Annotated in this window: 18 protein-coding genes, 1 tRNA gene and 1 pseudogene; 10 read left to right on the plus strand and 10 right to left on the minus strand. The window is 65.4% G+C overall.

Annotation, left to right across the window (positions count from 1 at the left end):
• Positions 1–29: 29 nt before the first annotated feature.
• Complete coding sequence (locus ACIHAO_RS32755) at positions 30–1,196, minus strand: CaiB/BaiF CoA transferase family protein (protein ID WP_396564414.1); 1,167 nt, start codon at positions 1,194–1,196, stop codon at positions 30–32.
• Positions 1,193–2,350, minus strand: coding sequence for an acyl-CoA dehydrogenase family protein (locus tag ACIHAO_RS32760; protein WP_396564416.1), 1,158 nt, complete (start codon positions 2,348–2,350; stop codon positions 1,193–1,195). Before ACIHAO_RS32760 ends, ACIHAO_RS32755 begins: the two co-directional genes overlap by 4 nt.
• A 101-nt stretch (positions 2,351–2,451) precedes the next feature.
• Here ACIHAO_RS32760 and ACIHAO_RS32765 point away from each other — a divergent pair, with 101 nt between their 5' ends.
• Together ACIHAO_RS32765 and ACIHAO_RS32770 are read left to right on the plus strand one after the other, a co-directional pair.
• Positions 2,452–2,796, plus strand: coding sequence for a hypothetical protein (locus ACIHAO_RS32765; RefSeq protein ID WP_396564418.1), 345 nt, complete (start codon positions 2,452–2,454; stop codon positions 2,794–2,796).
• A gap of 59 nt (positions 2,797–2,855) precedes the next feature.
• Entirely contained in the window at positions 2,856–4,238 is a 1,383-nt protein-coding gene (locus tag ACIHAO_RS32770) for an alpha/beta hydrolase family protein (RefSeq protein ID WP_396564420.1), read from the plus strand.
• On the opposite strand, the gene ACIHAO_RS32775 is transcribed toward ACIHAO_RS32770, so the two are convergent.
• The 3 genes from ACIHAO_RS32775 to ACIHAO_RS32785 form a co-directional block, all read right to left on the minus strand.
• A complete protein-coding gene (locus ACIHAO_RS32775) occupies positions 4,235–4,894 on the minus strand; it encodes a S1 family peptidase (protein WP_396564422.1) in 660 nt (219 codons plus the stop codon). The two genes, ACIHAO_RS32770 and ACIHAO_RS32775, sit on opposite strands and share 4 nt — an antisense overlap.
• A 76-nt stretch (positions 4,895–4,970) precedes the next feature.
• A complete protein-coding gene (locus tag ACIHAO_RS32780) occupies positions 4,971–5,993 on the minus strand; it encodes an LLM class flavin-dependent oxidoreductase (protein WP_396564424.1) in 1,023 nt (340 codons plus the stop codon).
• Between the two features lie 123 nt (positions 5,994–6,116).
• Positions 6,117–6,200 (minus strand) — tRNA-Leu (locus ACIHAO_RS32785).
• 400 nt (positions 6,201–6,600) lie between these two features.
• On the opposite strand from ACIHAO_RS32785, the pseudogene ACIHAO_RS32790 reads away from it, so the two are divergent.
• The 3 genes and pseudogenes from ACIHAO_RS32790 to ACIHAO_RS32800 all read left to right on the plus strand — a co-directional run bounded on the left by ACIHAO_RS32790 (position 6,601) and on the right by ACIHAO_RS32800 (position 10,630).
• Positions 6,601–7,175: pseudogene (locus ACIHAO_RS32790) on the plus strand (Scr1 family TA system antitoxin-like transcriptional regulator).
• Positions 7,176–7,417: 242 nt separating this feature from the next.
• The gene (locus ACIHAO_RS32795; protein ID WP_396564426.1) at positions 7,418–9,256 is read left to right on the plus strand and encodes a pentapeptide repeat-containing protein; all 1,839 of its coding nucleotides are present in this window, start codon (positions 7,418–7,420) and stop codon (positions 9,254–9,256) included.
• Between the two features lie 306 nt (positions 9,257–9,562).
• Positions 9,563–10,630: a DUF3644 domain-containing protein gene (locus tag ACIHAO_RS32800; RefSeq protein WP_396564428.1), complete on the plus strand. Its 1,068-nt coding sequence runs from the start codon at positions 9,563–9,565 to the stop codon at positions 10,628–10,630.
• A gap of 999 nt (positions 10,631–11,629) precedes the next feature.
• Here ACIHAO_RS32800 and ACIHAO_RS32805 read toward each other — a convergent pair.
• Positions 11,630–12,379 carry an IclR family transcriptional regulator gene (locus ACIHAO_RS32805; RefSeq protein ID WP_396564430.1) on the minus strand — a complete coding sequence of 250 codons (750 nt, stop codon included), beginning with the start codon at positions 12,377–12,379 and terminating at the stop codon, positions 11,630–11,632.
• A 115-nt stretch (positions 12,380–12,494) separates the two neighbouring features.
• Here ACIHAO_RS32805 and ACIHAO_RS32810 point away from each other — a divergent pair, with 115 nt between their 5' ends.
• Both ACIHAO_RS32810 and ACIHAO_RS32815 read left to right on the plus strand, forming a co-directional pair.
• On the plus strand, positions 12,495–13,778 hold the full coding sequence (locus tag ACIHAO_RS32810) for an SLC13 family permease (protein WP_396564432.1): 1,284 nt from the start codon (positions 12,495–12,497) through the stop codon (positions 13,776–13,778).
• Positions 13,779–13,808: 30 nt separating this feature from the next.
• On the plus strand, positions 13,809–15,218 hold the full coding sequence (locus ACIHAO_RS32815) for an acyl-CoA synthetase (RefSeq protein ID WP_396564434.1): 1,410 nt from the start codon (positions 13,809–13,811) through the stop codon (positions 15,216–15,218).
• Between the two features lie 106 nt (positions 15,219–15,324).
• Here the strand turns inward: ACIHAO_RS32815 and ACIHAO_RS32820 are convergent, their stop codons facing one another.
• Together ACIHAO_RS32820 and ACIHAO_RS32825 are read right to left on the minus strand one after the other, a co-directional pair.
• A complete protein-coding gene (locus ACIHAO_RS32820) occupies positions 15,325–16,203 on the minus strand; it encodes a PaaX family transcriptional regulator C-terminal domain-containing protein (protein ID WP_396564436.1) in 879 nt (292 codons plus the stop codon).
• Complete coding sequence (locus ACIHAO_RS32825) at positions 16,200–16,835, minus strand: GNAT family N-acetyltransferase (protein WP_396564438.1); 636 nt, start codon at positions 16,833–16,835, stop codon at positions 16,200–16,202. Before ACIHAO_RS32825 ends, ACIHAO_RS32820 begins: the two co-directional genes overlap by 4 nt.
• A gap of 136 nt (positions 16,836–16,971) precedes the next feature.
• On the opposite strand from ACIHAO_RS32825, the gene ACIHAO_RS32830 reads away from it, so the two are divergent.
• Complete coding sequence (locus ACIHAO_RS32830; protein ID WP_396564440.1) at positions 16,972–17,994, plus strand: alpha/beta hydrolase family protein; 1,023 nt, start codon at positions 16,972–16,974, stop codon at positions 17,992–17,994.
• Between the two features lie 61 nt (positions 17,995–18,055).
• Here ACIHAO_RS32830 and ACIHAO_RS32835 read toward each other — a convergent pair whose 3' ends face one another.
• Together ACIHAO_RS32835 and ACIHAO_RS32840 are read right to left on the minus strand one after the other, a co-directional pair.
• Positions 18,056–18,934, minus strand: a complete 879-nt coding sequence (locus tag ACIHAO_RS32835; RefSeq protein WP_396564442.1) for an N-acetylmuramoyl-L-alanine amidase — start codon at positions 18,932–18,934, stop codon at positions 18,056–18,058.
• 3 nt (positions 18,935–18,937) lie between these two features.
• Entirely contained in the window at positions 18,938–19,228 is a 291-nt protein-coding gene (locus ACIHAO_RS32840; RefSeq protein WP_396564444.1) for a hypothetical protein, read from the minus strand.
• Positions 19,229–19,805: 577 nt separating this feature from the next.
• Between ACIHAO_RS32840 and ACIHAO_RS32845 the strand changes: the two genes are divergently transcribed.
• Complete coding sequence (locus ACIHAO_RS32845) at positions 19,806–24,545, plus strand: hypothetical protein (RefSeq protein ID WP_396564446.1); 4,740 nt, start codon at positions 19,806–19,808, stop codon at positions 24,543–24,545.
• A 26-nt stretch (positions 24,546–24,571) separates the two neighbouring features.
• Entirely contained in the window at positions 24,572–25,183 is a 612-nt protein-coding gene (locus tag ACIHAO_RS32850) for a hypothetical protein (RefSeq protein ID WP_396564448.1), read from the plus strand.
• Positions 25,184–25,188: the final 5 nt, after the last annotated feature.

Genomic DNA, 25,188 nt, shown 5'->3' on the forward strand with positions numbered 1-25,188 from the left:
GGAGTTCCTCCAGTCGCGGGGAATTGATTTCAGCCGGCGATACCGCGGCGAAGGTAGTCGTCGGCGTCCACTCCGGACTCGACGAGCAAGGCTCGCGTGTGTTCTCCCAGCGCCGGGACGTCGCCCATGCACGCCTCGAAATCGTCGAAGGTCACCGGCGGCAGCAAAGCGTCGATCCGGGCGAATTCGGTGCCGATCTCGCGCCAGCGATCACGGGCCCGTAGCTGGGGATGCTCGGCCACCTGGCCGACGTCCTTGAGCTGGGCGGCGGGAACCCCGGCCGCGGCGAGCCGTTCGTCGAGTTCACTGTTGGACCACCGCGAAGTCCGGGCGGCGACGGCGGCGTCGCATTCCGCGCGGTGAGCCACGCGTTGCACGTTCGTGGTGAAGCGGGGATCGTCGGCGAGTTCGGGCGCGTCGAGGACGTCGGTGACGAGGGTGCGCCAGCCGGTGTCGTTCTGGACGCCGATCAGCATCTGGCCGTCACGCGTGGGAAAAGCGTCGTACGGCGCGATTGAGCTGTGGCTCAGGCCCATCCGTTCGGGCTCGGTTCCGGCGTACATCCGGGTGTTGAGCGCGTAGCCCATCCATTCGACGGTGGCCTCCAGCATGGAGACCTCGATCGTCGCGCCCTCACCGGTGCGCCAGCGGCGCAGCAACGCCGCCAGCACCGCCTGCGCGCAGTACATGCCGGACGCGATGTCCGCGGTCGGGATCCCGGTCTTCGCCGGAGCGTCCGGGGTGCCGGTGATCGCGATGAGCCCGGCCTCGGCCTGGACCAGCATGTCGTAGGCCTTGCGCTGCTCCATCGGCCCGCCAGAGCCGAATCCGGACAGGTTCACCACGACCAGCTCCGGATGATCCGCCCGCGGATCGCCGAACCCGAGCCGCTCGGCCGCGCCGGGCGCCAGATTCTGCACGAACACGTCGGCCTTCGCGACCAGCCGCCGGACGACGTCACGGCCTTCGGCGGTCTTGAGGTCGACGGCGAGCGATTCCTTGCCTCGGTTGAGCCAGACGAAATGCGCGCCAGTGCCGTGGACGGCGTGGTCGTAGGCACGCGCGAAATCCCCGCCGTCGACGCGCTCGACCTTGATCACGCGCGCGCCGAGATCGGCGAGGTTGCGGGTGGCCAGCGGAGCGGCGACAGCCTGTTCGATGGAGACGACGGTGACCCCTTCGAGTGGCAGGGTCATGCTTTCTTCTTCTCGGCCCGCACCAGCCCGCCGCCGATGATCAACCGCTGGATCTCACTGGTCCCCTCGTACAACCGCATCAACCGGACGTCCCGGTAGATGCGCTCGACCGGGACCTCGCGCATGTAGCCGCTTCCGCCGTGAACCTGCACCGCCAGATCCGCGGCCTTCCCCGCCATCTCGGTGCAGAACAGCTTCGCCGCGGACGGCGCGATCCGCCGGTCTTCCCCCGTCACATACGACCGCGCCGCCTCACGCGCGAGCGCCCGGCCGGCGAGCACACCGGTCTGCTGATCGGCGAGCATCGCCTGCACCAGCTGGAAATCCCCGATCGGCGTCCCACCCTGGGTCGCCGTCGCGGCATACGAGACCGACTCGTCGAGCGCCCGCTGCGCCGCACCCACGGCCAAGCCCGCCATGTGGATCCGGCCACGGGCCAGCGACGTCATCGCCGCCTTGTATCCGACATCCCCGTCCCCGCCGACCAGTGCTTCCGGCCCGACACGCACCTGCGAGAAGGTGACATCCGCGGTGCGCGAGCCTTCCTGCCCCATCTTCGCGTCCTTCGCCCCGACCGTGATGCCCGGCGCGTCCGCGGGCACCAAGAACACCGCGATGCCGGTGCCCAGCCGCGCGAAAACCACGAAAAGTCCGGCCTCGGTGGCGTTGGTGATGAACTGCTTGCCACCGTCGATGATCCAGCCGTCGCCGTCCGGCTTCGCGCTGGTCCGCAGCCCGGCCGGATTCGATCCGGCGCCCGGCTCGGTCAGCGCGAACGACGCGACGACCTCACCCGACGCGATCCCGGGCAGCCACCGCGCCCGCTGTTCCTCCGTACCGAACCCCACCAGCACCTGTCCGGCGATCCCGTTGTTCGTCCCGAACATCGACCGCAACGCCAAGGACGTGTAACCGAGCGTCATCGCCACCTCGACGTCCTGCACCAGATCGAGGCCGAGTCCACCCCACTCCTGCGGGATCGCATACCCGAACAACCCCATCGCCTTGGCCTGCGCCCGCAGATCGGCCGGGATGGCGTCCGTGCTCATGATCTCCAGCTCACGAGGCATCACGCGGGTGCGGACGAAGTCGTCGATCTGCGCGAGAACGTCCGCGAACACGTCGTCGGGGACGTCGGGGTTGCCGGTGTACATGCCCTCACTATCGATCACCGGCCGGACGTCGGTCCACTCCCCCGAGTGGACCTGGCCGCGAGACCTACCGCAAGTCTTGATCATCGACCTAACGTCGTTCCATGCGAACACGTACCGCTTTCCTCGCCATGGCCAGTGCCGTCGCCCTGTGTTTCACGATCCCCGCGGTGGCTTCCGCGGCCGAAGGAGAATTCACCTACCGCTACTACGACGAACACGAAGAGCTCCAGATCGGCACCCTGGTGGACCCGCCGAGCGGCGAATGCATAGAGATTCCGGAAATAGCCGACTGGGACGTCGACGCGTTCCGTCCACGCAACGACACCGGCTCGACGGCGGTGGTGTTCAAGGACGACGACTGCGAGAGCGAAGACTACTTCTCGCTCCGCCCCTTCGGTGGCCGCGGTTCGGACAGACTTCTCCTGCGTTCAGTGGTGTTCAGTTAGTCCAAGCGGATCTGGACAATTCACCCCGCGCTGGAAAGATGACTCCCGGGGTGATGGTCATGGCGCGGCGTGGTCTGACTTTGCTGGCCCTGTTCACCGTCTTGCTGGGGCTGGTGGTTCCCCGCGCCTCGGCCGCCGGCCCGGTGACCAGATACGAAGGCGAACTCGAAGGCGCACGCTATTTGGTGCTGGTGCCGGAAAACTGGAACGGCACGCTCATGCTGTGGAGTCACGGGATGTACTCCCTGGCGTTTCCGGAACCGGACCGGATCGCGCTGACCTCGCAGCCCACAACGGAGTCCTATCTGCTGGAGCAGGGGTACGCGCTGGCCGCGTCCCAGTACCGGACCGTGCGTGGCTGGTCGATCGAAGAGGCGCAGACCGACCAGATCCGATTGCACGACTGGTTCGCCCGCACGGTCGGCCCGCCACGACGGACCATCGCGGCGGGCGAATCGATCGGGGCGATCACCGCGACCCTGCTCGCCGAGCGGAACCCGCGCCGGTTCGCCGGATTGATGACCTTCTGCGGCAACCTCGCGGGCGGGGCCGCGCACTGGAATTCCGGTCTGGATCTCGGATACGCGCTGAACACGCTGCTCGACGCGCGGCTGGAACTCGTGCGGATCACCGACCCCGCGGCCAACGTGAGCCGGTTCACCGGCGTGGTGCAGGCCGCCACCGCGAACCCGCAAGGCCAGGCCCGGCTCGCGCTGGCGAACGCGCTGGCCGAGATCCCCGGCTGGTTCGACGCCACCCGGCCCCGGCCGCCGGACGTCGCGGACCAGGTTTTCTGGCAGGGCGTCTGGGATCGCTTTTACCGTGCCGGCGCGTTCGGCGTCGACAGGGTCGCGTTGGAAGAGCGCGCGGGCGGCAACCCGAGCTGGAACGTGGGCGTCGACTACCGGCGGATCCTGGCGAAGGCAGGCGAGCGGCCGCTGGTGGAACGGGCCTACGCGGAAGCGGGCCTCGATCTCGACACCGACCTCGACAAGCTGGCGAAGGCGCCGCGAGTCGCGCCTGATCCGGCCGCCGCCGGCTATCTGGCGCGGTTCGGGCTTCCGCTGGGACGCACGCCGTTCCCGGTGCTGACCATGCACACCGTCGCGGACGGCACCGCGCCGGCGGCGCACGAACGCGCCTACGCCGAACGGGTCGCGCTGGCCGGAGACCCGGGGAACCTTCGTCAGCTGTTCGTGAACCGGGCCGGTCACTGTGTGTTCACCGCGTCCGAGGAGATCACCGCCCTGCGCAAGCTGGAGCGGCGGCTGGACCGCGGACACTGGCCGTCGAGCGGGCCTGCCGCGCTGAACGCTGAAGCCGCCGGGCTCGCCCCTGAACACCAGACGATCTTCGACGCCGTCGGGGAAACCCGGGTCACGACCACGCCCGCGTTCGCGCGGCACTCCCCTCCCCCGTATCCGCGGACGCTGCCGTTCTAGGTTCCGGTGAGGATCGTCAGCCCGTAGGCCGACAGGACGCGGTTGACCGGGAAGAAGTAGGTGGTGCCGCCGCTGGAGCAGTTCCCGCTGCCGCCGACCAGCACGCCTTGTGCCTGCGTCCCGCTGACGAACGGCCCGCCGTTGTCACCCGGCTCGGCGCAGACGGAAGTGCGGGTCAAGCCGGTCAGCGTTCCTTCAGGGAAGGTGATCGACACGTTCTTCGCCTGAATGATCCCGCAGCGCCAGCCGGTGGTCGCGCCGTACCTGCACACCGACGAGCCGACCGGCGCTTCGACCGAACCGGTGATCGTCACCCGGCTGTCGGTGGGCGGGATCGAGCCCACCAGCCGCCAGTCGGTCGTGTTGGTGACCCGGATGACGATCGCACCCGTCGGCGGGACCTGGGCCGCCGCGACCACCCCGACGACGCGGCCCGCGCTGCGGACGGTGTCACCAGGCCTGCCGCAAGCGGAACTCGCGATCAGGTAGCCGGTCTTGCCGGAGACGGCGGCGAATCCCGCCGTGCACCGGGACGAGACGCCGGTCTGCAACACGCTGCCGCCGCCGAGCGGGGCCGGCGCGCTCGCCTCCGCGGCCGGCGCCAGTGCCAGGCCGAAGGCCAGTACCAGACAGGACAGGGATCGGGGCAGTCTCACGGGACCCTCCGATGGCCGGGGATCCCCCGATCGTAACGAGCGAGGCGCCCCGGCCCATCCGCCGAATCGCGCATTCTCAGCGCCAGCCGAGCTCCGGCGCCACGTGCGTGAGGATGCTCTCCAGGACGTGCGCGTTGTACTCGACACCGAGCTGGTTCGGGATGGTCAGCAACAAGGTGTCCGCGGCCTCGATCGCCTCGTCCTCCTTGAGCGCCCGCACCAGCTCATCCGGCTCCGCGGCATACGACCGCCCGAAGATCGCCCTGGTCGTCTCGTCGATCATGCCCACCTGGTCGCGCGAGCTCCGATCGCGGCCGAAGTACGCACGGTCCAGGTCGTTGGTCAACGCGAAGATACTGCGGCTGACCGACACCCGCGGCTCCCACGCGTGACCGGCCTCCTTCCAGGCTTCGCGGTAGGCCTCGATCTGCTTGCGCTGCTGAACATGCAGCGGCTCGCCCGTCTCGTCATCCTTGAGCGTGGAACTCTGCAGGTTCATCCCCTGCTCCGCCGCCCACACCGCCGTCGCGTTCGAGCTGGAACCCCACCAGATCCGCTCGCGCAGCCCCTCCGAGTACGGCTCGAGCCGCAGCAACCCCGGCGGATTGGGGAACATCGGCCGCGGATTCGGCTGCGCGAACCCCTCGCCGTCGAGCAGCTTGAGGAAGACCTCGATGCGCTGCCGGGCCATGTCCGCGGCGGTCTCCCCCTCCGCGGGCCCGTAACCGAAGTACCGCCACCCGTCGATCACCTGCTCCGGGGACCCCCGGCTGACCCCGAGCTGGAGCCTGCCCCTCGAGATGAGGTCGGCGGCCCCCGCCTCCTCGGCCATGTACATCGGGTTCTCGTAGCGCATGTCGATCACGCCCGTCCCGATCTCGACCCTCGAGGTCCGCGCGCCGATCGCCGACAGCAACGGAAACGGACTGCCCGCCTGCCGCGCGAAGTGATGCACACGGAAGTAGGCACCATCAACACCGAGCTCCTCGGCCGCGACCGCCAAGTCGATCGACTGATGCAGGAAGTCCGCGGCGGACCGGGTCTCGGAGTGCGCGCTCGCCGACCAGTGGCCGAAGGAGAGGAAACCAATCTTCTTCACAGCACGTGTAAGCGCTCTGTGACCGGGTTTGATTCCCCGCCCGGTCGACCTGGAGAAGTCCTCTCAACGCAAAAGAGCGGACGGTCGCTGTGACCATCCGCCCACCCCGTAGGGTACTGCGTGTGTCCGAGGGGGGACTTGAACCCCCACGTCCGTTAAGGACACTAGCACCTCAAGCTAGCGCGTCTGCCATTCCGCCACTCGGACTTGCTGATGTGAGAAGAGTATACGTCCCCCGAGAGGCCTCAATCAGGGGGGTACATATCGTCACCGACACTCACATTGAGATAATGTCAGGTTACCGTCTGGCAGCGATCAAGCCTCTCAGCGATCCACTTTCACGCATAAGCCGCAGGTCAGAGACCACAAACGCAGACCGTGACGACTTCTAACTCTAGGTGTTCGTCGCCCCGGTCACAGTCACTTCTTATCGGGCCAGCTACCCATTGCACCGCCAGACCCCCTTGGGAGCGCACGCCTACCGCACCCTCGCGTCTTCCATTACGCGTCGCGACGGTCCGCATGCGCCCTAGCTACCTCGCAACCGACATGAGCCGCATGCTCGGCTGGCCCGCCTCCACCATCTCGCGCCTGGAAAGCGGCCTCCGTGCTCGACACAGGCAGCCAATCCATCACGACCTACAACCCTGTCGACATCCCACGGCAACTCCAGGTCGAGCCCTACATACGCGAAGCGTTCGCCAGGTTCGGGCACGAGGGCGGGACCGCCCTCGATACGACAGTCCACGCTCGACTCGCTAGCCAACCCACCTCCCTGAGGATGCGGGGTCCTTTCACCTTCTACGTGCACCAAACGCCCTTGACCTACCCGGCCAGGGCCTCTGGCTCGCACACGAGCAGGTGTTGCATCTCTTGCTCGTGTCTTCGCTACCGAACTTTCACATTCACCTTGTGCCTGCCGAATCAGTGGTCGCTGACATCCGCGCCGGGTTCACGCTCTACGAACATGACCAACACCGCCCCGTGCTCCACCTCCAACAGCTGACGACAAGCCTCTTCCTGGAAAACGATCGTGACATCACGTTCTACTCCGGGTTGGTAGAACGCATCGCTGATCGGTCTCTCACCCGTCACCAGACTCGTGCCTGGCTCACTGAGCGCATAGGTAACCTCGAACTGAATAACGATCCGGCCCTAGCTTTCGACGAGGAAGCTAGGTAACAAGTTGGTCTCGTGATAAGGCGACCCACGATTCGTTGCTGAGATTGCGGCCGCCGCGCTGCACGGCGTCTCATGCTCCCGTACCCGCTACGTGGGAGGCGAGTCAGCAGGAGCAGCCAACCTGCCTGCCCATCCGGGGTCAGATCCGCGCGTCCTCAAACGCATCGCACGCTCTCGATCCTTACAGTCGGCTCACGATCGAAAGAAGTAGCAGTTGAGCGGGTTTGAACGATAGCCTCCACGTGAGCGAAATCGACAACGACGCTAGAGCGCAAGCAGCAAACCTGGTGAAGCAGCCGAAGGCGGGGGCAGGTTTGCCAGGGGGTCGGCCATCACTTACACCCATCCCGAAATGGGTGATTGCAGTAGGTGTACCAGCCATGCTGGTCGTGTCAGGCGTGGTGGGATGGTACTTACTTACCACGGGAACAACCAGGGATCAGCTTGATGCAATTCGTACCGCAGGAACGCTCGGCGTTGGCTTCGGAGGAGCCGTTGCATTATGGCTTGCGGTCAGGCGGCAGCGTTCCACCGAACTAGACCTCATACAAAAATATATCGCACACGAATTAGCTGAACGGATTGCTACACAAAACGAAATGTCAGCAAATCGCGTGGCAGAACATGCCGAATATGATGCGCGTGAGCGACGACTGACAGATCTCTACCTCAAAGCAGTTGAACAGCTAGGCTCGGATGCGTCGCCAGTCAGACATGGCGGACTCTACGCACTCGAACGAGTAGCTCAAAACAACCCTGCACAGCGTCAAATTATTGTAAACGTTCTATGCTCATATCTTCGCGCCCCATACTCTGCCCCAGGAGAAACTCCGCTCCCTTCCAAGAGTGGAATTCGTAGACCTCTCACACGCAAGACGAGCCGAAATTCAGCAAAAATGCTAAAAGACTTCAGCGAACCACAAAGGCGCAACCCTCTTGACGATCGCGCACGCCAGGAACGAGAAGTAAGATTGACGGCTCAACATATCCTAACGGAGCACCTTAGGCCGGGCGATAACCCAGAAAAATTTGCGGAGACTTTCTGGCAGGATATCGACCTCGATCTGACCGGCGCATATCTTATCGACATTAATCTGAGTCGTGCAGCGGTAAAGAAAGCAGTCTTTACTGGCGCCAAGTTTTCCGGCTTTGCAAATTTCGAATCGGCAAACTTTGAAGAAGCGGCACATTTTCAGGGATCCGAATTTCATGGCCGCGCAAGATTCATAGCGGCACAGTTTTATCAGCACGCAAACTTTTCCGAGAGTAACTTTCACGACAGGACAATATTTGCCGGCACAAAATTTCACAATGCCGCGATCTTTGAGGACGCGAGTTTCAGTGGAGCTACAGTCTTCGATCAAGTGGAGCTTGGCGGTCAGTCAACGTTCAGGCGATCGGAGTTCCACGGCAGCCTAGCCTTTGAGAATGCACATTTTACCGGCGAAGTCAGCTTTGAAGGAGTTAGCTTCTGCGGCGACTTGCACTTCTACGATGCTACCTTTGCCGATGTGGCAGAATTCAACGAGGCAACCTTTAAGAAATCAGCAGAATTTGCTAGCGTTAATTTCAAAAAAGATGCCAGCTTTGCCGACGCAGTATTCAATGGATCGACAGTCTTTGGCTCCGCACTTTTCGGCGAATTTGCAGAATTTGACAACGCATCATTTAAGCGGGATGCCCAGTTCAATGGATCGATTTTTCAAGGCGATGCAAGATTTGGCGAAGTGACTTTCTCCGGGAATGTTGAGTTTGATAACGTAACTTTTCGATCAGATTCATGGTTTGCGGGCGTCAATTTTCATCAAGCGGCGAGATTTGATGCGTCGGAGTTCGGCGAAATTGCAGACTTTAGCAATGCAGCGTTCTCATGGGTTGCCGGATTCAACCTGGTAAAATTCATAGGGCGCGCAGACTTTTCTGGAGCGTATTTCGCAGACGATACTTCCTTCGAAGGAGCCACTTTTGCGAGTAGCGTGGACTTGACCGACGCCAGCTTTGCAAGTGGGCTGCCAACCGAACTTACAGATCATACCTTCGACGAATCAACCGATATGCAGTCCCATGATAATACGTGTTAAATCAGTCAATTCTCGCAGGATAGCGAATACGGTGTGCAATGCGCTGAGACACAAACTGAATAAGCGACCAGGGCTTTCGGCGAGAGATAGGTGCATCCCGCGGCCCGGGGCCAGGTCCACTTGACAATCCAGTCAGAAATTACCCACCCATGCCTGAGGCTCTACAAAGGCACCGGTTGACCTGAGACAGCAGCGCGAGTGTCCTAGCCAGATGACGGCCGAACGGGTGAACCATGCTTCGGGGCGAAACGTACTCCCGTCCGCAGTCGAATGAATTGGCACGGTCGACGCAAACGAGGAGTGGCTATGAAGAGGGAGGCTCGCCTACTCAAGGGCAAGTCACTGGCGTCCCTGATGCTGAGTGTCGAGCATTTCAATCGGCCATGGGATATCGGTCGCACGGACGCGGTACTTATGCTGCTCGACCACGCTTTTGAGATGTTGCTTAAAGCAGCAATCTTGCATCGTGGTGGCCGCATTCGAGATCCAGGAGAGAAGAACACCATTGGCTTTGATCAGTGTGTGCGCCGCAGCTTATCTACGAATAGTATCCGGTTTCTCAGCGAGGAACAGGCTCTGACTCTGCAGGCGATTAACGGTCTTCGGGATGCCGCCCAGCACCATCTTGTCGACATCAGCGAGGCGCACCTCTACCTGCAGGCTCAGTCTGGTATTACGCTGTACCGCGACTTAGCGCGCCATGTGTTCGGCGACGACCTTCATGAGGCGCTGCCGAAGCGGGTGTTGCCGATTGCAACCGTCGCACCAAGGGATCCACTGGCACTTTTCTCCGACGAGATCGCCGAGGTCGCCCGATTGCTTCGGCCGGGCACCCGCCGTGGTGCAGAGGCTGCCGCACGGTTACGAGCGTTGGCGATCGTGGACGGAGCGATGCGTGGCGAGAAGCTCCAGCCCGGCGAGTCGACCTTACGAAAGCTAGGAGCCCAGATTAGTGCTGGCGTCACTGACCTCGACGTGCTTTTCCCTGGTATCGCCGCCGTAGAATTCGTCACCGACGGATCCGGGCCCGCGATTAGCTTGCGAATCGCGAAAAAAGAGGGAATTCCGGTTACTTTGGTGGCAGATGGCGACGCGGACTCAAGCGTTGTCGCAGTCCGCCGCGTATCCGAACTCGATTTCTATAACCTGCGCTTCAGTGGGCTCGTGGATAAGCTGGAGGTGACAACAAATCAGACTACGGCGTTGATTACGTTACTCAAGATTAAAGAAAACGAGGAATATGCTAAGTCGTTCTTCAACACTTGGTGCTACTCTCAGAAGGCACTCATAAGACTCCGAGAGGCGCTGCAGGCGCAGAAACCAGAGGACTGGTGGCGGGAGTACAAAGCACATATGGCAAAAAAGGCGGCTTGACGGCTCCAAGGACTGCCTAGTTTAGGCCGCCGTCGGCTTGTCCAGATATCTGAGTCTATCTACAGACCGACCCTGGCGTGTCGTTGCCTCGTCCGCGCTGTCTCGGCAAAACACTGGGTTTTCAATGCCGCGGGTCTGAGACTGGCGAGATGGCAACTCCTGAACAGTGGTCCGGCATATGCGTTTGGTCTGGAGACGTTACAAGAGCGCAACGGACACCACGAGTTCGAGGCTGTCGCGCACCGAAGAATCGCAAGCAACCTGCTTCCCACCATGAGGCCAGTCAGCGGCGGCGATGACCAGGAACGCGATGCTGTCACGGGTCCAGTTGCAGGCACACGCGCCGCCAGCCATCCGACCTCGCCTCACCTGGACAGCTGGAGCCGTGTGGATAGTGAGCAACTCGCCCCTCGGACACACTTGCACGGGAAATCTCCCGCACCGCAGAGTAACAACCCGGTCGCTCCAGATCTTTGGAGTGTTCCGGGTTTCTCACACCTGCAATTCGACTACACCGGCGGCCTCGACCTGTTCCCCGGCGCGCAAGGCTTCATCGGCGCCGACGAACTCCGCTACGCACGCACACCACGCCCCTCGACGCCGCCATGTACCGGGAACAAGACCTGGCCGCCGCCGGCCGGATCGACTGGCTCGAGGTACCCCGCGGCTATGACCACGACATCTTCGGCGGCGGCAGCGTGACGTTCCTGTCCCTTCCTGGGCACACCCCCGGCACGCTCGGACTGCGAATACGGTTGCCCGACGGCCGTCGAAGAGATCAGCCTCCGGAAACCGATCTGCTCGCGCAGCCGCCCGGACATGACGGTCTGGGTCGACCACGATCCCGGACGCCAGAGTGTTTGCCCCTTGGCGGCCTGCGGCTGACCAAGCCACCGGACGCTGAGGCGACTTGTCCGTGAACCGCCGCAACGTGATCCGGACGGGAAGCCCTCCTGTCCGAGGTCTGAGACGGCGAAGCAGGTGACCTCCCGTCGCGGATCACAGGGCCGCGCCGAGTCCCTGGGTGATCCGGTGTGCCGCCTCCGCGACGGCGCGGCCGTGTTCGTCGAACACCGCCTCGGTCATCCGCACGGTCGGGCCGGACACGGACACGGCACCGATCGGGTGGCCGTCCGCGTCCAGGATCGCCGCGCCGACGGCGACGATGCCGTCACTGAGGCCTTCCTGGTTGAGCGACCAGCCACGGGCCCGAATTTCCGCCAGCCGGGCACGCAGCGCGTCCGGATCGACGATGGTGCGCCGGGTACGTTCTTCCAGGGCGCCACCCTTGAGGTAGGCGTCGACCTCGAGGTCGGTGCATGCCGCCAGATACGCCTGCCCAGTGGCGGAGGCGTTGAGCGGGATGCGATAGCCCAGCGGCAGGAACGCGCGCAGGGGATGTGCGGTGTCGAGCCGCTCGAGAAGCACCAGTTCCCGGCCATCGGCAGCGGCCAGGTGGATGGTCTCTCCGGTGCCGAGCTGAAGCTCGTGCAGGATCGGCAACGCGCGTTCCCTCAGCCCCCCGGCGTCACGCGCCTGGTTCCCGACCGCGAACGCCCGATACGTCAGCTGCCAGCGGGCGGCGTCGTCGGTGCGGCACCACCCGACCTCCTCGAGCGTCCGCAGAGTCCGCTGCACCGTGCTCTTCGGGAGTCCGACGGTGCGAGCCAGTTCGGAGAGGCCGACGGGCTGCGACTCGCCCACCGCCTCCAGCACTTTGATCGCCGAGAGAACGCTGTTCGTCGTCATCCGCTTGACCCTCCTTGCGTGTCCGTCCTACGGTAGCCGCCAGCGGTCCACATAGCGCACCATTGTGCCACACAGTGGACCGATCGGGTGGTGGTACACCAACGGAGGTGCGCACATGACCGTGCAGATCGTGGCGTTGACGATATTCGCGGCCGTGTTCGTGATCGCCGAGATCCGCCGCACGCATATCGGCATCGCGATGTTCGCCGCCGCCGCGGCGATGGGGCTGCTCGCAGGTGTGCCACTCGACGACATCGTCGGCGGCTATCCCATCGACATCCTGATCCTGCTGGTCGGGGTGACGTTCTTCTTCGGGATCGCCAAGTCCAACGGCACGATCGAACAACTCGTCGACCGGGCACTGGTCTTCGCCCGAGGCCGGACCGGAGCGCTGCCCGTGGCCTTCTTCGTCCTCACCGGGCTGATCTCGGCGATGGGTTCCCCGCTCGGCGGCTTGGTGATGGCCCCGATCGGCATGTCGGTGGCACACCGGCGCGGGATCGACCCGATGTTGATGGCGCTCGCGATCGGCACGGGGTTGTCGGCCGGCGGGTTCGCTCCGACTTCCCTGTTCGGCATCGTCACCTGGGGCACCGCCGATTCGGCAGGTATCGAACTCGACCCGCTCGTCCTGTTCGCCGTCGCGATCGGCGTGAACCTGCTCCTGCTCGGGGCGGCCTACCTGATGTTCGCCGTCCGAGGCGAACGGCGCCCCCTGCCCTCGGACGGCAACGAGGCCATCGACATGGCCGAGACCGGTGACCCGGGCAGGATCGCGCCGCTGCGGACAATCCACGTCATCACCGCCTTTGCCGTGCTGGGTCTGCTCGCCGTGGTCGTCGTACTCGCGGTGCGGGACAGCCGGCCCGACGTCGGCGTGCTCGCCTTCGGGTTCGGCGCGGTCCTCGCGCTGATCGACCCTGAGAGCGGCAGGACGGCGCTCAAGGAGATCGACTGGTCGACCGTGCTGCTGGTGGGCGGAATCATCACCTACGTCGGTGTCCTGCAGAAGATCGGCGCCATCGACCTCCTCGGCGACCTCGCCGCCGGTCCGAGCGCGCCGATCTTCGCCGCACTCGTGATCTGCGCGGTAAGCGGTCTGGTGTCGGCCTTCGCCTCCACGACCGGCATCCTCGCCGCCCTGGTCCCGCTCGCCATCCCCCTTGTTCAGCACGGGGATCTGCCGGGCTGGGCGCTGATCTGCGCGCTGGCCCTCTGTTCCTCCATTGTGGACATTTCCCCCTTCTCGACGGTGGGTGCGGCGCTGGTCGCGACCACCGTCGATCCCGAAGCACGGCCCCGCATGACCGCATTGCTGACCAGATACGGCCTCACCATGGTCGTGGTCGGGCCGGTCGTCCTCGTCGGCGTGCTCGTGTTGCCCGCGATGGCGCTCTGACCACCCCAAGAAAAGAAGCCGGAGATCCCGTTGTTACTCACCTCGCTTGTTTCAGGACAGGACCTTGAGCGCGCCGTCGTCGTCGGGGACGAAGCACTGTCGAGGTCCGAGCTGGTCGATCGGGCCGGCCGGTTCGCGGCCGCGATCCCCGGCACTGGGCCGATCGCGGTCCTGGCGACGCCGACGATGGACACAGTCGTCGCCGTGACCGGCTGTCTACTCGCCGGTGTACCGGTGGTGCCGGTCCCCCCGGACTCCGGTCCCGCGGAGCTGTCCCACATGATCCGCGACTCGGGTGCGACGGCCTGGTCGGGCGACCTCCCGCAGTGCGTCGATCTGCCGACGATCACTCCCGGCCGAACCCCGATCGCGCCGCGAGCCGTCGATCCGGAGCGAACGGCGATGCTCGTATACACCTCCGGGACGACAGGTGCGCCGAAGGGCGTCCAGCTGTCCGGCGCCGCGATCGCCGCCGGACTGGATGGCCTGTTCACCGCATGGGACTGGACTCCGGACGACACCGTCGTACACGGTCTGCCACTGTTCCACGTCCATGGCCTCGTTCTGGGTGTGCTCGGCTCGCTGCGGCGGGGATCCCGTGTCGTGCACACGGTGGCCCCGCGGCCCGAGCGGTACGCAGCTACCGGCGGCACCATGTACTTCGGCGTCCCGACCGTGTGGAACCGGATAGCGCAGGACCCTCGGTCGGCGCATGCCCTGCGCAAGGCCCGGCTGCTGGTATCCGGGAGCGCGCCCTTGCCGTCCCCCTTGTTCGAAGCCATCGCGGAACTGACCGGGCAGTCGCCGGTCGAGCGTTACGGCATGACCGAAACCATGATCACGGTGAGCGCGCGGGCGTCCGGCGAACGGCGCGCCGGCTGGGTCGGACTACCGATTCCCGGTGCCGAGACTCGTTTGATGTCACCTTCGGAGGACGACGCGGGTCCGGTCCCGGACGACGGCCGAACCGTCGGCGCGCTCCAGGTCCGCGGCCCGATGCTGTTCAGCGGCTACCTCGGCCGACCGGACGCCACCGCGGAAGCCTGGACCGATGACGGCTGGTTCCGTACCGGCGACCTGGCCGTACGCGATCCCGGTGGCTTCCACCGGATCGTCGGACGCGAGTCCACCGACCTGATCAAGTCCGGCGGGTACCGCATCGGGGCGGGCGAGATCGAGGCAGCACTGATGGACCACCCCTCGGTCGTCGACGTCGCGGTGGTCGGAGTCCCGGACCCCGACCTCGGCCAGAAGATCATCGCCTTCGTGATCAGTCCCGATCGTGACGGCCAAGCCCTCATCGATCACGTCGCCCACCGCCTGTCCCGGCATAAACGGCCACGCGAGGTCGTGTTCCTCGACGAACTACCGCGCAACCAGATGGGCAAAGTGGTGAAACAGCGGCTGAGCCTGCCAGTATCGCGACGCCGTAGGCAATGAGCAATCGGGCCGGCTGACCGGACTTCCGGGTGATCTGACGGACGTCTTCGCAAATGCTGTGGTGTATGTGCAGCGGTCCGGTCCGTGCGAACCCGGTGAGCCGGCCTCAGCCGCCGCGGTGTGTCGCCGCCGCTTCCCGCGCGATGTCGGCGTAGCGGGGAAAGATGGTTGGCATGGCCTCGCCGTGGTCCTGTTCGTACAGCGCCGCCCAGCATCGGGCGACGAGCTCGCGGGCCTGGGCTCCAGCCCAGGGCCGGGGCAGGAATTGAGGTGGCAGCAGCGGGTCGGGTTCCATAGCGCGGGTGAGTTCGGCCGCCAGTTCGACGGCCGTCGTGACGAGCTCGGCAGAGGAGAGCTCGACGGGACCGGTGAGTCGTCCGAGGCGGGACTCGGCTATGCGGCCGAGGCGGTGATACCGGTCCGCGATTTCTCGCTGAGGCCAAAGACGACGGGCGAGTTCGACCGGGTCTCGGGTATCGCCCTTGCGCAGATCCGTTGTGCTCAGAAGGGAAAGCGTGTCCAGGACGCCGAGCCTGCCCGCTGCCTCTTCGACGTAGGGCTCCCAGGCATTGGCGCTGACGTACAGTCCATTTTGGAGGGAAGCGCCGCCGAGGTGTACAAGAGTGTCGCGCAGGGCGTCCCGGGCCTTGCGCGCGGATTCGGGCACCGCGAAGGCGGCCAAATGCCAGACTCCGTCCCAGGGCTCGAGCCCGGCGTCCTGACGGAACGCGTGGCGCAGAAACTCCGCGGTGGGGCCGAACGCGTCCGTGGTGTCCGCGGTGGCGTGCAGCAGCGCCTTGCGGCCGCGGCCCTGGTGCGTGAAAGCGCCCTCGGCCACGAGACGTTTGATGCACAGCCGTACCTGCTGATCGCTCATACCGAGGGTCGCGGCGACGGTGTACAGCTCGTCCGCGTCGACCGTGCCGTCCTCCCGGACGAGCGCGTGCACGAGCATGCGAGTGGGAACCTCGACGTGATCGGTCACTGTGCCGGCAATCCTTTCGGCGCGACGCCGCGGCACATGGTCGTCACCGCACCGAATCCCAGCAGCCTACGCAGATAGGGCGTGCGTGTGGTTCTTACCGTCGCGAAGCCGAGCCGTTCATACAGGGCCTTGGCACGCGGGTTGGTGTCGATCACGTCCAGCCTGATCTCCCGGCAGCCCCGCTCGGCCGCGATGGCGGCCAATTCCTCGACGAGCAGACTGCCGATACCGTGGCCGCGAGAGCCTGGATCCACGGCGATGCCGGCCACCACAAGCCGCCCTCGTTTCGGGCGGTTTTCGAACAGGGCGAGTAGCGCAAGCCGGTACAGCCCGCGTATCCACCCATAGGTGCGCAGCACGGCGATGACCGCCCCCTTGGCGGGTTTCTGGCCGCCGAGCTGATACTCCGCGAAAGCGACCAGCTCTCCTCCGGCGAACGCGCACACCGCGCGATCGGTGTCAAGGCGGGCGGCGAGGAAGGGCACCGCCTTATCCGGCGGGTTCAGCGCCGGGCCGAGTTTGCGGCCGAAGGCGCCCCAGCACAGCTCGGCCGCCCGCCGCTCGGCTCCGGCGGGAACGCTCCGCCGCAGCGTCACCGGCCCGCTGCCGGTGTCCGTCTCCTCCGCCGCCATGCCATGGCCCCTTTCTCACCGCACCCGAAAACTATCACTTGATCACCGGTCGTACACGTATCGATAGGTTCATGCTACGGTGCGCTAGCTATCGCATACAAGTCGGTCGTTTCAATTTCGATAGATTGGTGAACGGGTGCGCAGGCGCAAGTGGCTCTGGGTGTCGTTGGTGTCGGTGATGCTGCTGATGGTCGGCGCCGGTGGCTGGATCATCTACCAGAACGATTACGACCTCGCCGAGGAGCGGGTGACGATCACCGGCGGAGCGCAACCATTGAATGGGGTCCTCGCCCGACCGGCCGAAGGAAAGGGCCCGCACGGTCTGGTCGTGTTCGTCCACGGGGACGGGCCGGCCAACGCCACCCACGACACCTTCTACCGGCCGATCTGGGAGGCAATGGCCAAGGCCGGCTACGCGACCCTGTCGTGGGACAAGCCCGGCATCGACAGTGCGCCCGGCAACTGGCTGAACCAGAGCATGCAGGACCGCGCCGACGAGACCCTCACCGCGATCGCCTGGGCCAAGACCCAGCCTGGCATCGACCCTCAGCGGATCGGCCTGTGGGGCGCCAGCCAGGCGGGCTGGGTCATGCCCAAAGCCGCCCGGCAGTCGCCCGACGTCCGCTTCATCATCGCCGTGGGGCCCGCGATCAACTGGCTCCGGCAAGGGCGCTACGACCTGCTCGCCGGAATGCGAGACCGCAACGCACCAGCCGAAGAGGTCGCCGCCGCGGTCGCCAAGAGCGACGCGAACCTGCGTGCCCTGCAAAACAGCGAGACCTTCGAGCAGTACCGGGCCGCGGGCGGCGATGTCACCGGCCTGTCCCCGGACCGCTGGGCCTTCAACCGCCGCAACCACACCTCCGACGCGTCCGAAGACCTGGCCGCCGTCCGAGTACCGGTGCTGCTGATCCTCGGCGGGCGCGACATCCACGTCGACAGCGACGACACCGAGGCCGGGTACCGGAAATTCGTCACCGGGCCGGGCCGGCTCGAGGTCAAGCGCTACGCGGACGCCACCCACAACATCGTCCCCAAGGACATCGAGGACTCGGAACTCAAGAGCACATTCCTCGCGATCGCCGCGCCGCGCTCACTGTTCGCCGCGGGCTACCTCGACGATCAGCAAAAGTTCCTGACATCGATCGGCAGGCCCTGACAACGCGATGAATCCACCGGAATCGCCGAGTGCGCGGATCAGATCGTGGTGACCACTTCCTTCAGGGACGATCGTTGACCCATGCCTTGACCTTGCCCGTCGACCGATACCGGATGACGAGGTGGCTGTAGTTGACGTAGTTCGGATCGGTCTTCGCGAGGTCCCATGGGCCCGGCCGGTCCGAGGCGATCCTTCCGCCGGCCTGGACGGTTTTCCCGTTGGAGCCGGCTCCGGCTGGGGTGTCGTCGACGAGACTGATGCCGTCGAGGGTGACAGTCCGGCCGAAGGCGGAGGAGATCCTCAGATAGCGGTGCCCGTTGACGGGGACGTGCAGTTCCCCCCACTCGTCCCCCGTGGCCTCACCGACGTCGCTGCTCATGTCTTCGTCCTCTCCGTTCGTGGGGATAGGTAAAGGGTTGGCCGCGTGATGGCGCATCCAGGCGCTGTCGATCCCGACAGGGTCGGGTTTCCTGCCGACGGGCACGCAGACGTCCTTGTGCCCGGCGTACCGGTCGGTGCCTCGGGACATGTAGCGCAAGACCGCACCGGTCAGCCTCGGGTAGCAGTCCAGCTGCGCCGGTGTCCAGACGCCCGTTCCGGCGCTTTCCGCTTCGATACCGAGGAATTCGTCGTTGAGGTCGATGAACCCGGCCCAGCGGGAAGCGCCGGCGTGGTACGCGCATCCGGCCGCGATCACGTAGATCGTGCCGTTGCGGCCGAGACCGTAGTTGGCGAGCGGGCCGGCAAGGTCGGAACGGCCGTTGGTGACGATGCCGAGGCTCGGGTAGTCGCCGGGCGCGGCCGCCGAAGTAGCGGTGTGGTGGCCCACGACGCCTTCGACGCGACGCATGCCGCCGTGGCCGCGGGCGCGCCAGCCCGCGATCTCGACGACGGGGTAGCCGGTGCTGCGTGCCGCATCAGCGAGCCAGGGAACGTACATCCGTCAGTCCTCCAGCTCGTCGTAAGCGCCGGCAACCGCTTCGGTGTCCGGCGCGTCCGGAGCTGCGATCCGTCTGACGAGCGCCGCCCGGGCTTCGGCCACCGTCTTCGGCGGCAGCCTGCCGGAATCCCACCCCTCGGCGTCCCATTCCTCCGGCGTCCGGATCGGAGGCGCGTCCGGGTCGCCGGGAAGGTGGAAGACCGCGCCCTCGAGGAGCTCGGCCGCGCGGCTCCACTCGGATTCCCGCGCGTCGGTGTACGCGAGCCGCTGCAGATCGTCTTGTGGCGATTTCATCTGCGGTTCCTTCTCCTGTCAGAGGGTCGGGAGAAAGCGGATGGTCGGCACCGGTGGCGGACAGCTCGCGACGACGTCCTCATCCGACGACACAACGCTCATCCTGTTTTCATTCAGCCATTCACGCAGGGCCGTTTCGCCGGAGGCGGTTTGCCGCACCGGTGTCAGCTCGTCGGCTTTTCCTTGACCGGTGCTTGACTTTCTCATTATCCAGAGAGGTGAGGCCGGTCGCAACGCCTCCTGACCAGCTCCCCCACGGCATTACTCACGTTCTTTTCGAAATCCAGTGTTCTCCAGGTGGATTTCTCGGAAATCGGATCCGGGCGGCTCCGCAGATCGCCGGAAACAACACCGTCGCCGCGATGACGAATTGATCGTGAGCGCAGCCTGAGTAGAACGGCTGCGGGCGCACCGCCGAGCAGAGTGCGGTAATTCCGAGCGGGATCACAACCTGGTCGCCGATCGCGTGGTGACGCCACGGTGACGGGTGGATCGCGCGGGGACAACGCGTCGAGTGCGATCGTTTTGGTGCGCTCCAGCCAGCCGACAAGAGAGGCCGCGTCGGATGCCTGTACCCGTGAAGACGCGCACAGTCGCGCCCGCGGCGCCGACGACCGCGTTGTCGCCTGAGGTGGATGTCGCACGCCCGCGGATCCCCTCGGGCGGCACGGCGATGGTCCCTGGTTCCGCGAGTGTTCTGGCAGCGCGGCTACAACTCGGGAACGCGGCCGCCTCCGCGCTGAAGAACGTGCCGCGCGGCGCGGAGCCAGGGCCGTGGGCGGGCCGGCTGTTGCTGGCAGGCCAGGAGCTGGTCGGCAACCAGGCGGTCGCTTCCCAGGCAGCCGCCACTCCCGCGAAAGCACCGCGAACACCGGTCAGGAAACCGAAGCCCACTCCTCCGAAAACGAAGGCACCACCCGCGCCGGCCCCTGACCCGAAGGCGCTGAAGGGCAAGGAGAAGGCGGAGCCAAGGGACAAGGAAGCGAAGAAGAACGAGACGGGTCCCCGGTCACCAGGAGCAGACCCGAAGTTCCAAGCGCTGAAACAGGACGTCCGCGCGAAGAAACGGCGGATCGGATCGAGTCACCCGCCTGCGGCGTCGGAGGCAGGCGCGGCACAGGACGCGTCGGTGCCGCCTGCCGACGACCGGGAAGCGCGTGGCAAGGCGGCGCACGCCGAGGACATGAACGCCGCGCAGCCCAAGGAGTTCGACAAGGCCGCGTTCGTGAAGGCGGTTCAGGACGCGATCGCGAAGCGGGCGCCCAAGAACCTCGACGAGGCGGACAAGTTCGGCGACTCCGGCAAGGCCGACGAGGTCAAGGCGGAAGTCAAGGGCGAGGTCGACACGGGCAAGGAGGACTCGGCACGGGACATCGCGGACACGACCGCGGCCACGCCCGAACCGGCACCGGACGCGAAGGCGGTCGTGCCCCTCGCGCCGGACAAGATGCCGGCCAAACCGGGTGCCCCGAACGCCGCGCAGGCGGCACCCGGCACGCTGCCGCCGTCGGTGACGGACATGTCGGCGGGGCCGGCGAAGATCGAGGGGCAACTGGACGCGGCGGGCGTGACCGAGCAGCAGCTGTCGTTCAAGAACGCACGCGAACCCGGATTCGACAAAGCGGTCAAGGACAAGAAGGCGATGGACGCCCATTCCGCCACCGCCCCCGGCGAGTTGCGTGCGGGCGAGGCGCGGGAGGTCAACAAGGTCAAAGCTTCGGCGGCGGTCAAGGGCGCGGCCGCCATGAACGCCATTCACACGCGGCGCAAGCGCACCGGCGACGACCTCACCACCGGCAAAACCGGCTACAAGGAGCAGGACCAGGACAAACGGACCCAGGTCACGGCGCTCCTGCAGAAAGTCTTCGACAAGACCAAGTGCGATGTCGAGAAGATCCTCTCCGAGCTGGACAAGACCGTCGACGAGCAGTTCGGCACCGAGGAGAAGCGTGCCAGGGACAGGTTCACCCAAGAGCACACCGACGGCATGCGCGAGTACAAACGCAAGCGCTACAGCGGACTTCTCGGGAAGGGCCGCTGGGTCAAGGATCTGTTCGCCGACCTCCCCGAAGAAGCGAACCAGATCTACATCCGTGCGAAGGACAACTACCTGACCGCGATGAACGGTGTCATCAACAACATCGCCGACACCGTCGAACGCGAACTGCGCAAGGCCAAGGACCGGATCGCCGACGGCCGCAAGGAACTCAAGGACGCCGTAGAGAAGCTCCCCAAGGACCTGCGGGCGATCGGCCGCGAGGCGGCGGGCGAGTTCGACGGCCAGTTCGACGAGCTCAAGGACTCGGTCAACGACAAGGGCACCGCGCTCGTCGACACTCTCGCCACGAAGTACACCGACGCGGTCAAGGCTGTCGACGAGGAGATCGCGGCGGAGAAGGAGAAGAACAAGGGCCTGGTGTCGAAGGCGGCCAGCGCGATCGCCGGCGCCATCAACACCATCAAGGAACTCGGACGGCTGTTGCTGGGCGTCCTGCGCAAGGCGGCGACCGCGATCGGCGCGATCCTCAAGGACCCGATCGGCTTCCTCGGCAACCTGGTCACCGGCGTGGGCGGCGGCCTGAAGCTGTTCATGAAGAACGCGGGACGGCACCTGCAGCAGGGTGTGCTGGCGTGGCTGCTCGGCACCGGTGTCGCCGCGGGTCTTCAGCTGCCGACCACGTTCGACGTGCTGGGCATCCTGGTGCTGATCGCCGGTCTGCTCGGGCTGTCGTGGCCCAACCTCCGCGAGCGACTGGCCCGCAAGGTCGATCCGCGCGCCATGACCGCGGCCGAAGCGGGCGCCGACGCGATCCCGATCGTCGTGGCGGCCAAGAAACGCGGCATCCCGGGGTTGTGGTCCGATCTGAAGTCCCGTGTCGGGGACCTGAAGAAGGACCTGATCGGCAAGCTGGTGTCCTACCTGCTGCCGACCATCATCATCGCCGGCATCACGTGGATCGTGTCGCTGTTCAATCCCGCGTCGGCGTTCATCCGCGCCTGCAAGATGATCATCGACATCATCCGGTTCATCGTCACCCAGGGCCGCCAGATCATCGAGTTCGTCAACACGGTCCTCGACGCGGTGATCGCGATCGCCCGCGGCGGCACCGGCGGCGTCCCCGCACTGGTGGAACGCGCGCTGGCCAAGTCGATCCCGGTCCTGATCGGCGCGCTGGCCGCGATCCTCGGCATCGGCGGCATCGCGGGCAAGGTCAAGCAGATCTTCCAGCAGCTCGCCCGTCCGGTGAACCGGGCCATCGACTGGGTGATCGACAAGATCACGGGCCTGCTGAAGAAGCTGTGGGCCAAGCTCAAGGCGAAGTCCGGCAAGCGGAAGAAGCCCAGGCCTGATCGGGACCGCGACCCGCGCAGGCCACGCCGCCACCCCGACCGGCGCGGGCCCGAACGACGGCCCGGCCGCCGTAAGACCCCGCGCCGCGACAAGCGTTCGGACAAGGCCAAGGCACGCGCGCTCGACGCCGCGATCCGCGACGCGACGCGCCTGTTGCGGGCGGAGGAGGCGACGCCGAAGTTCGTGCAGGCTGGGCTTCCTGACATCAAACGGCGGCACCGGCTCACCTCGATCAAGCTGAGGAAGCGCGGCGAGGACGACTACTCGATCCGGGTATCCATCAACCCGTCGGAGGAGACACCGCAGGTCGAACTGACGCTCGACGACTTCCCTTACGAGCTTATGAAGGCCGAGGGCGCGTTCACGATCAAGCGGCGCGAGGGCTCCTTTGTGCAGCTGAACCCGAACATCATCCCGATGGAAGGGCTCGACCAACGCACCGGCTTCGTCGTCACCATCGCGACGATCCCACCAGAGGTACAGAAGAAGCCGGACATGGCCGTGCGATACCTCACGAAGGCGTGGGCGGCAGGCACCGAGGACATGCCCTCGGCCCGGATCGCCGTCGTAATCGGCATCAACTCCCTCGAACGTCTCGACGCGAACAAGGGCAAGGGCGCCATCACCTCGGCCATCGCGGCCATCGACAAGAGGCCCGACCTCCTGATGGCGCTCTTCGGGTTCGTCTGGACCCCCAAGTGGTTCAACAAGAAGACGCAGAAGCCGGCCCGTTTCTCCGAGGTGCGCAGGAAGTACAACAAGCTGAAGAGAGAGAAGCCCGCGCTGGCACAGCAGGCGGAGAAGCAGGAAGCGGGAACGGAGCTGCGGGACAAGGAAGCCCTGCCGTACGGCCTGTTCCGCCAGGAAGTGCTCGCGTCCCCCTACGTCGAGCGGGCGGCCCGCGCCCTCGCGAAGGTCAACGAGGTCGTGCACATCATGGGACAGGACGCCGACACCGGTGTGGTCGCCAAGAACATGATGGGAGTGGCAGCCGCATACGCACAGATCCTCGAAGACGTGGAGCACCACCCGACGATGGTGATCGGCGGCTACCGCTTCGGCGGGTTCAAGTGGAAGCGGGGCGACGCCAGGCGCAAGCGGCAGCTCACTCTTTGGTCCAACGAGGTGGACCGCGCGATCCGGGTCGCGATCGGGCAGTTGCACCCCCGGATGCTCTACCCGACCGAACCGAACATGCTGATCAAGGCGCTGGACAGGAGCCACCTCGATGGCATCTTCGACGAAGCCCGAGTCAAGGGGCTGCTCAAGGTTCAGGGATCGCTGTACGGCATCGGCCACGCCGAGGGCCGGTTCCTGCGCAACAAGCTGATCGAGGTCTTCGGCGCCACGTTCACCATCGAGTTCTTTCCCGAGACGAGCACGGTGACGAGCGCGGCACCCGGGGACATCAGCCGCGGCCTCGAACGGACTCCGGCCGACGTCGAAGCGGCCTCACGGCGACGGATGCGTGACTACGTGGACGGCCAGGTGATCGAGCGCAAGGTCCGGGTCGCTCACCGCGCCTACGCGCTGATAGTCCAATCGCAGACCATGGCCAGCGCCATGAACCTCGCGCGGGAGCTAACCCTGGCCAACCCCGTACTTCGGGCACTGGACAAACGTGCCAGAAACGAATTCCAGAGCAAGTTACGAAAGGCCATCTTCAACCACGTCGAGGACGCCGTCCTGCTCATGACCGACAAGCCACGCCTCACGGCCGGCAGCCCGGAGGTCCAGCGGATTCTGAACAAGCTCCACGCGGAAGCGGATAGGATCGCGGGCACCGCGGTCGAGGAGGGAAGTCCGCGGGAGATGACCGACACGATCCGGCTGGCGGAGGAGATCGCAGACCGGATCATCAACGCGATGACCGCCAACGAGCTCAAGAGCCTGTGGGACCGGCTGCATCGCCTGCTCGACCGGATCACGGGCGAGCAGAACCAGGGCGGAGGCGGTGGGTCATAACCGAAGAACAGCTCGACAAGCTCCGCGTGGACGCGGCTCGCGGCGACTATCCCTCGATGGCTCGCCTGGCCCTTGCTCTCTACGAGGCCGGACACAGCCCGCGCGAGGTCATTCGCGAATGTTACGGCGTCGGGTTCCCGAGCGAGTTCTTCATCGTCGCCGACGCGGCGCCGAAGCTGATGTTTCAGTACACCGTGCGGCCATGGATGCTTGCCCGGCCACTTGACCGTGGCGGGCCACTCCAGACCGACGCTCCGATGGACAGTCTCGACGGGAAGGTCCTGGCCCGCGATCCGGACCTCGTGCCACTGGGCTGGTGCCTCGGCGAGGACGAAGGCACAGACGACGAGCAAGGTCTCGCCAACCAAATCCTCTGCTATCGGCGCAGCGAACTCGAGGTCGGCCGGTCGACCATCTTCGGCATCGACTTCTCGGCTGATCAGGAGGATCCGATCACGCCCCGCGGTGACTCGCTTCTGGCCGCACTCCTCAAGCACCACGTGGCGAACGCAGACTGGGTGAGATGGGAAAGGCGCCGGACAGCCGGCCACAGCGGTGGCGGACTGGACGACGAGGATGTCCAGGTTGCGAACCAGTACGTCACGATCATCGAGGAACTGCTGCGCCAGGTCGCCTGACCGGG

Source organism: Amycolatopsis sp. NPDC052450, assembly GCF_044547565.1.
Lineage (GTDB): Bacteria > Actinomycetota > Actinomycetes > Mycobacteriales > Pseudonocardiaceae > Amycolatopsis.

Bases quoted from the DNA above. Each gene is read 5' to 3' on its own strand.
- ACIHAO_RS32835 (WP_396564442.1), bottom strand. From the start codon at position 18,934: ATGTACGTTCCCTGGCTCGCTGATGCGGCACGCAGCACCGGCTACCCC.
- ACIHAO_RS32755 (WP_396564414.1), bottom strand. From the start codon at position 1,196: ATGACCCTGCCACTCGAAGGGGTCACCGTCGTCTCCATCGAACAGGCT.
- ACIHAO_RS32810 (WP_396564432.1), top strand. From the start codon at position 12,495: ATGACCGTGCAGATCGTGGCGTTGACGATATTCGCGGCCGTGTTCGTG.
- ACIHAO_RS32765 (WP_396564418.1), top strand. From the start codon at position 2,452: ATGCGAACACGTACCGCTTTCCTCGCCATGGCCAGTGCCGTCGCCCTG.
- ACIHAO_RS32800 (WP_396564428.1), top strand. From the start codon at position 9,563: ATGAAGAGGGAGGCTCGCCTACTCAAGGGCAAGTCACTGGCGTCCCTG.
- ACIHAO_RS32840 (WP_396564444.1), bottom strand. From the start codon at position 19,228: ATGAAATCGCCACAAGACGATCTGCAGCGGCTCGCGTACACCGACGCG.
- ACIHAO_RS32760 (WP_396564416.1), bottom strand. From the start codon at position 2,350: ATGTACACCGGCAACCCCGACGTCCCCGACGACGTGTTCGCGGACGTT.
- ACIHAO_RS32805 (WP_396564430.1), bottom strand. From the start codon at position 12,379: ATGACGACGAACAGCGTTCTCTCGGCGATCAAAGTGCTGGAGGCGGTG.
- ACIHAO_RS32770 (WP_396564420.1), top strand. From the start codon at position 2,856: ATGGCGCGGCGTGGTCTGACTTTGCTGGCCCTGTTCACCGTCTTGCTG.
- ACIHAO_RS32825 (WP_396564438.1), bottom strand. From the start codon at position 16,835: ATGGCGGCGGAGGAGACGGACACCGGCAGCGGGCCGGTGACGCTGCGG.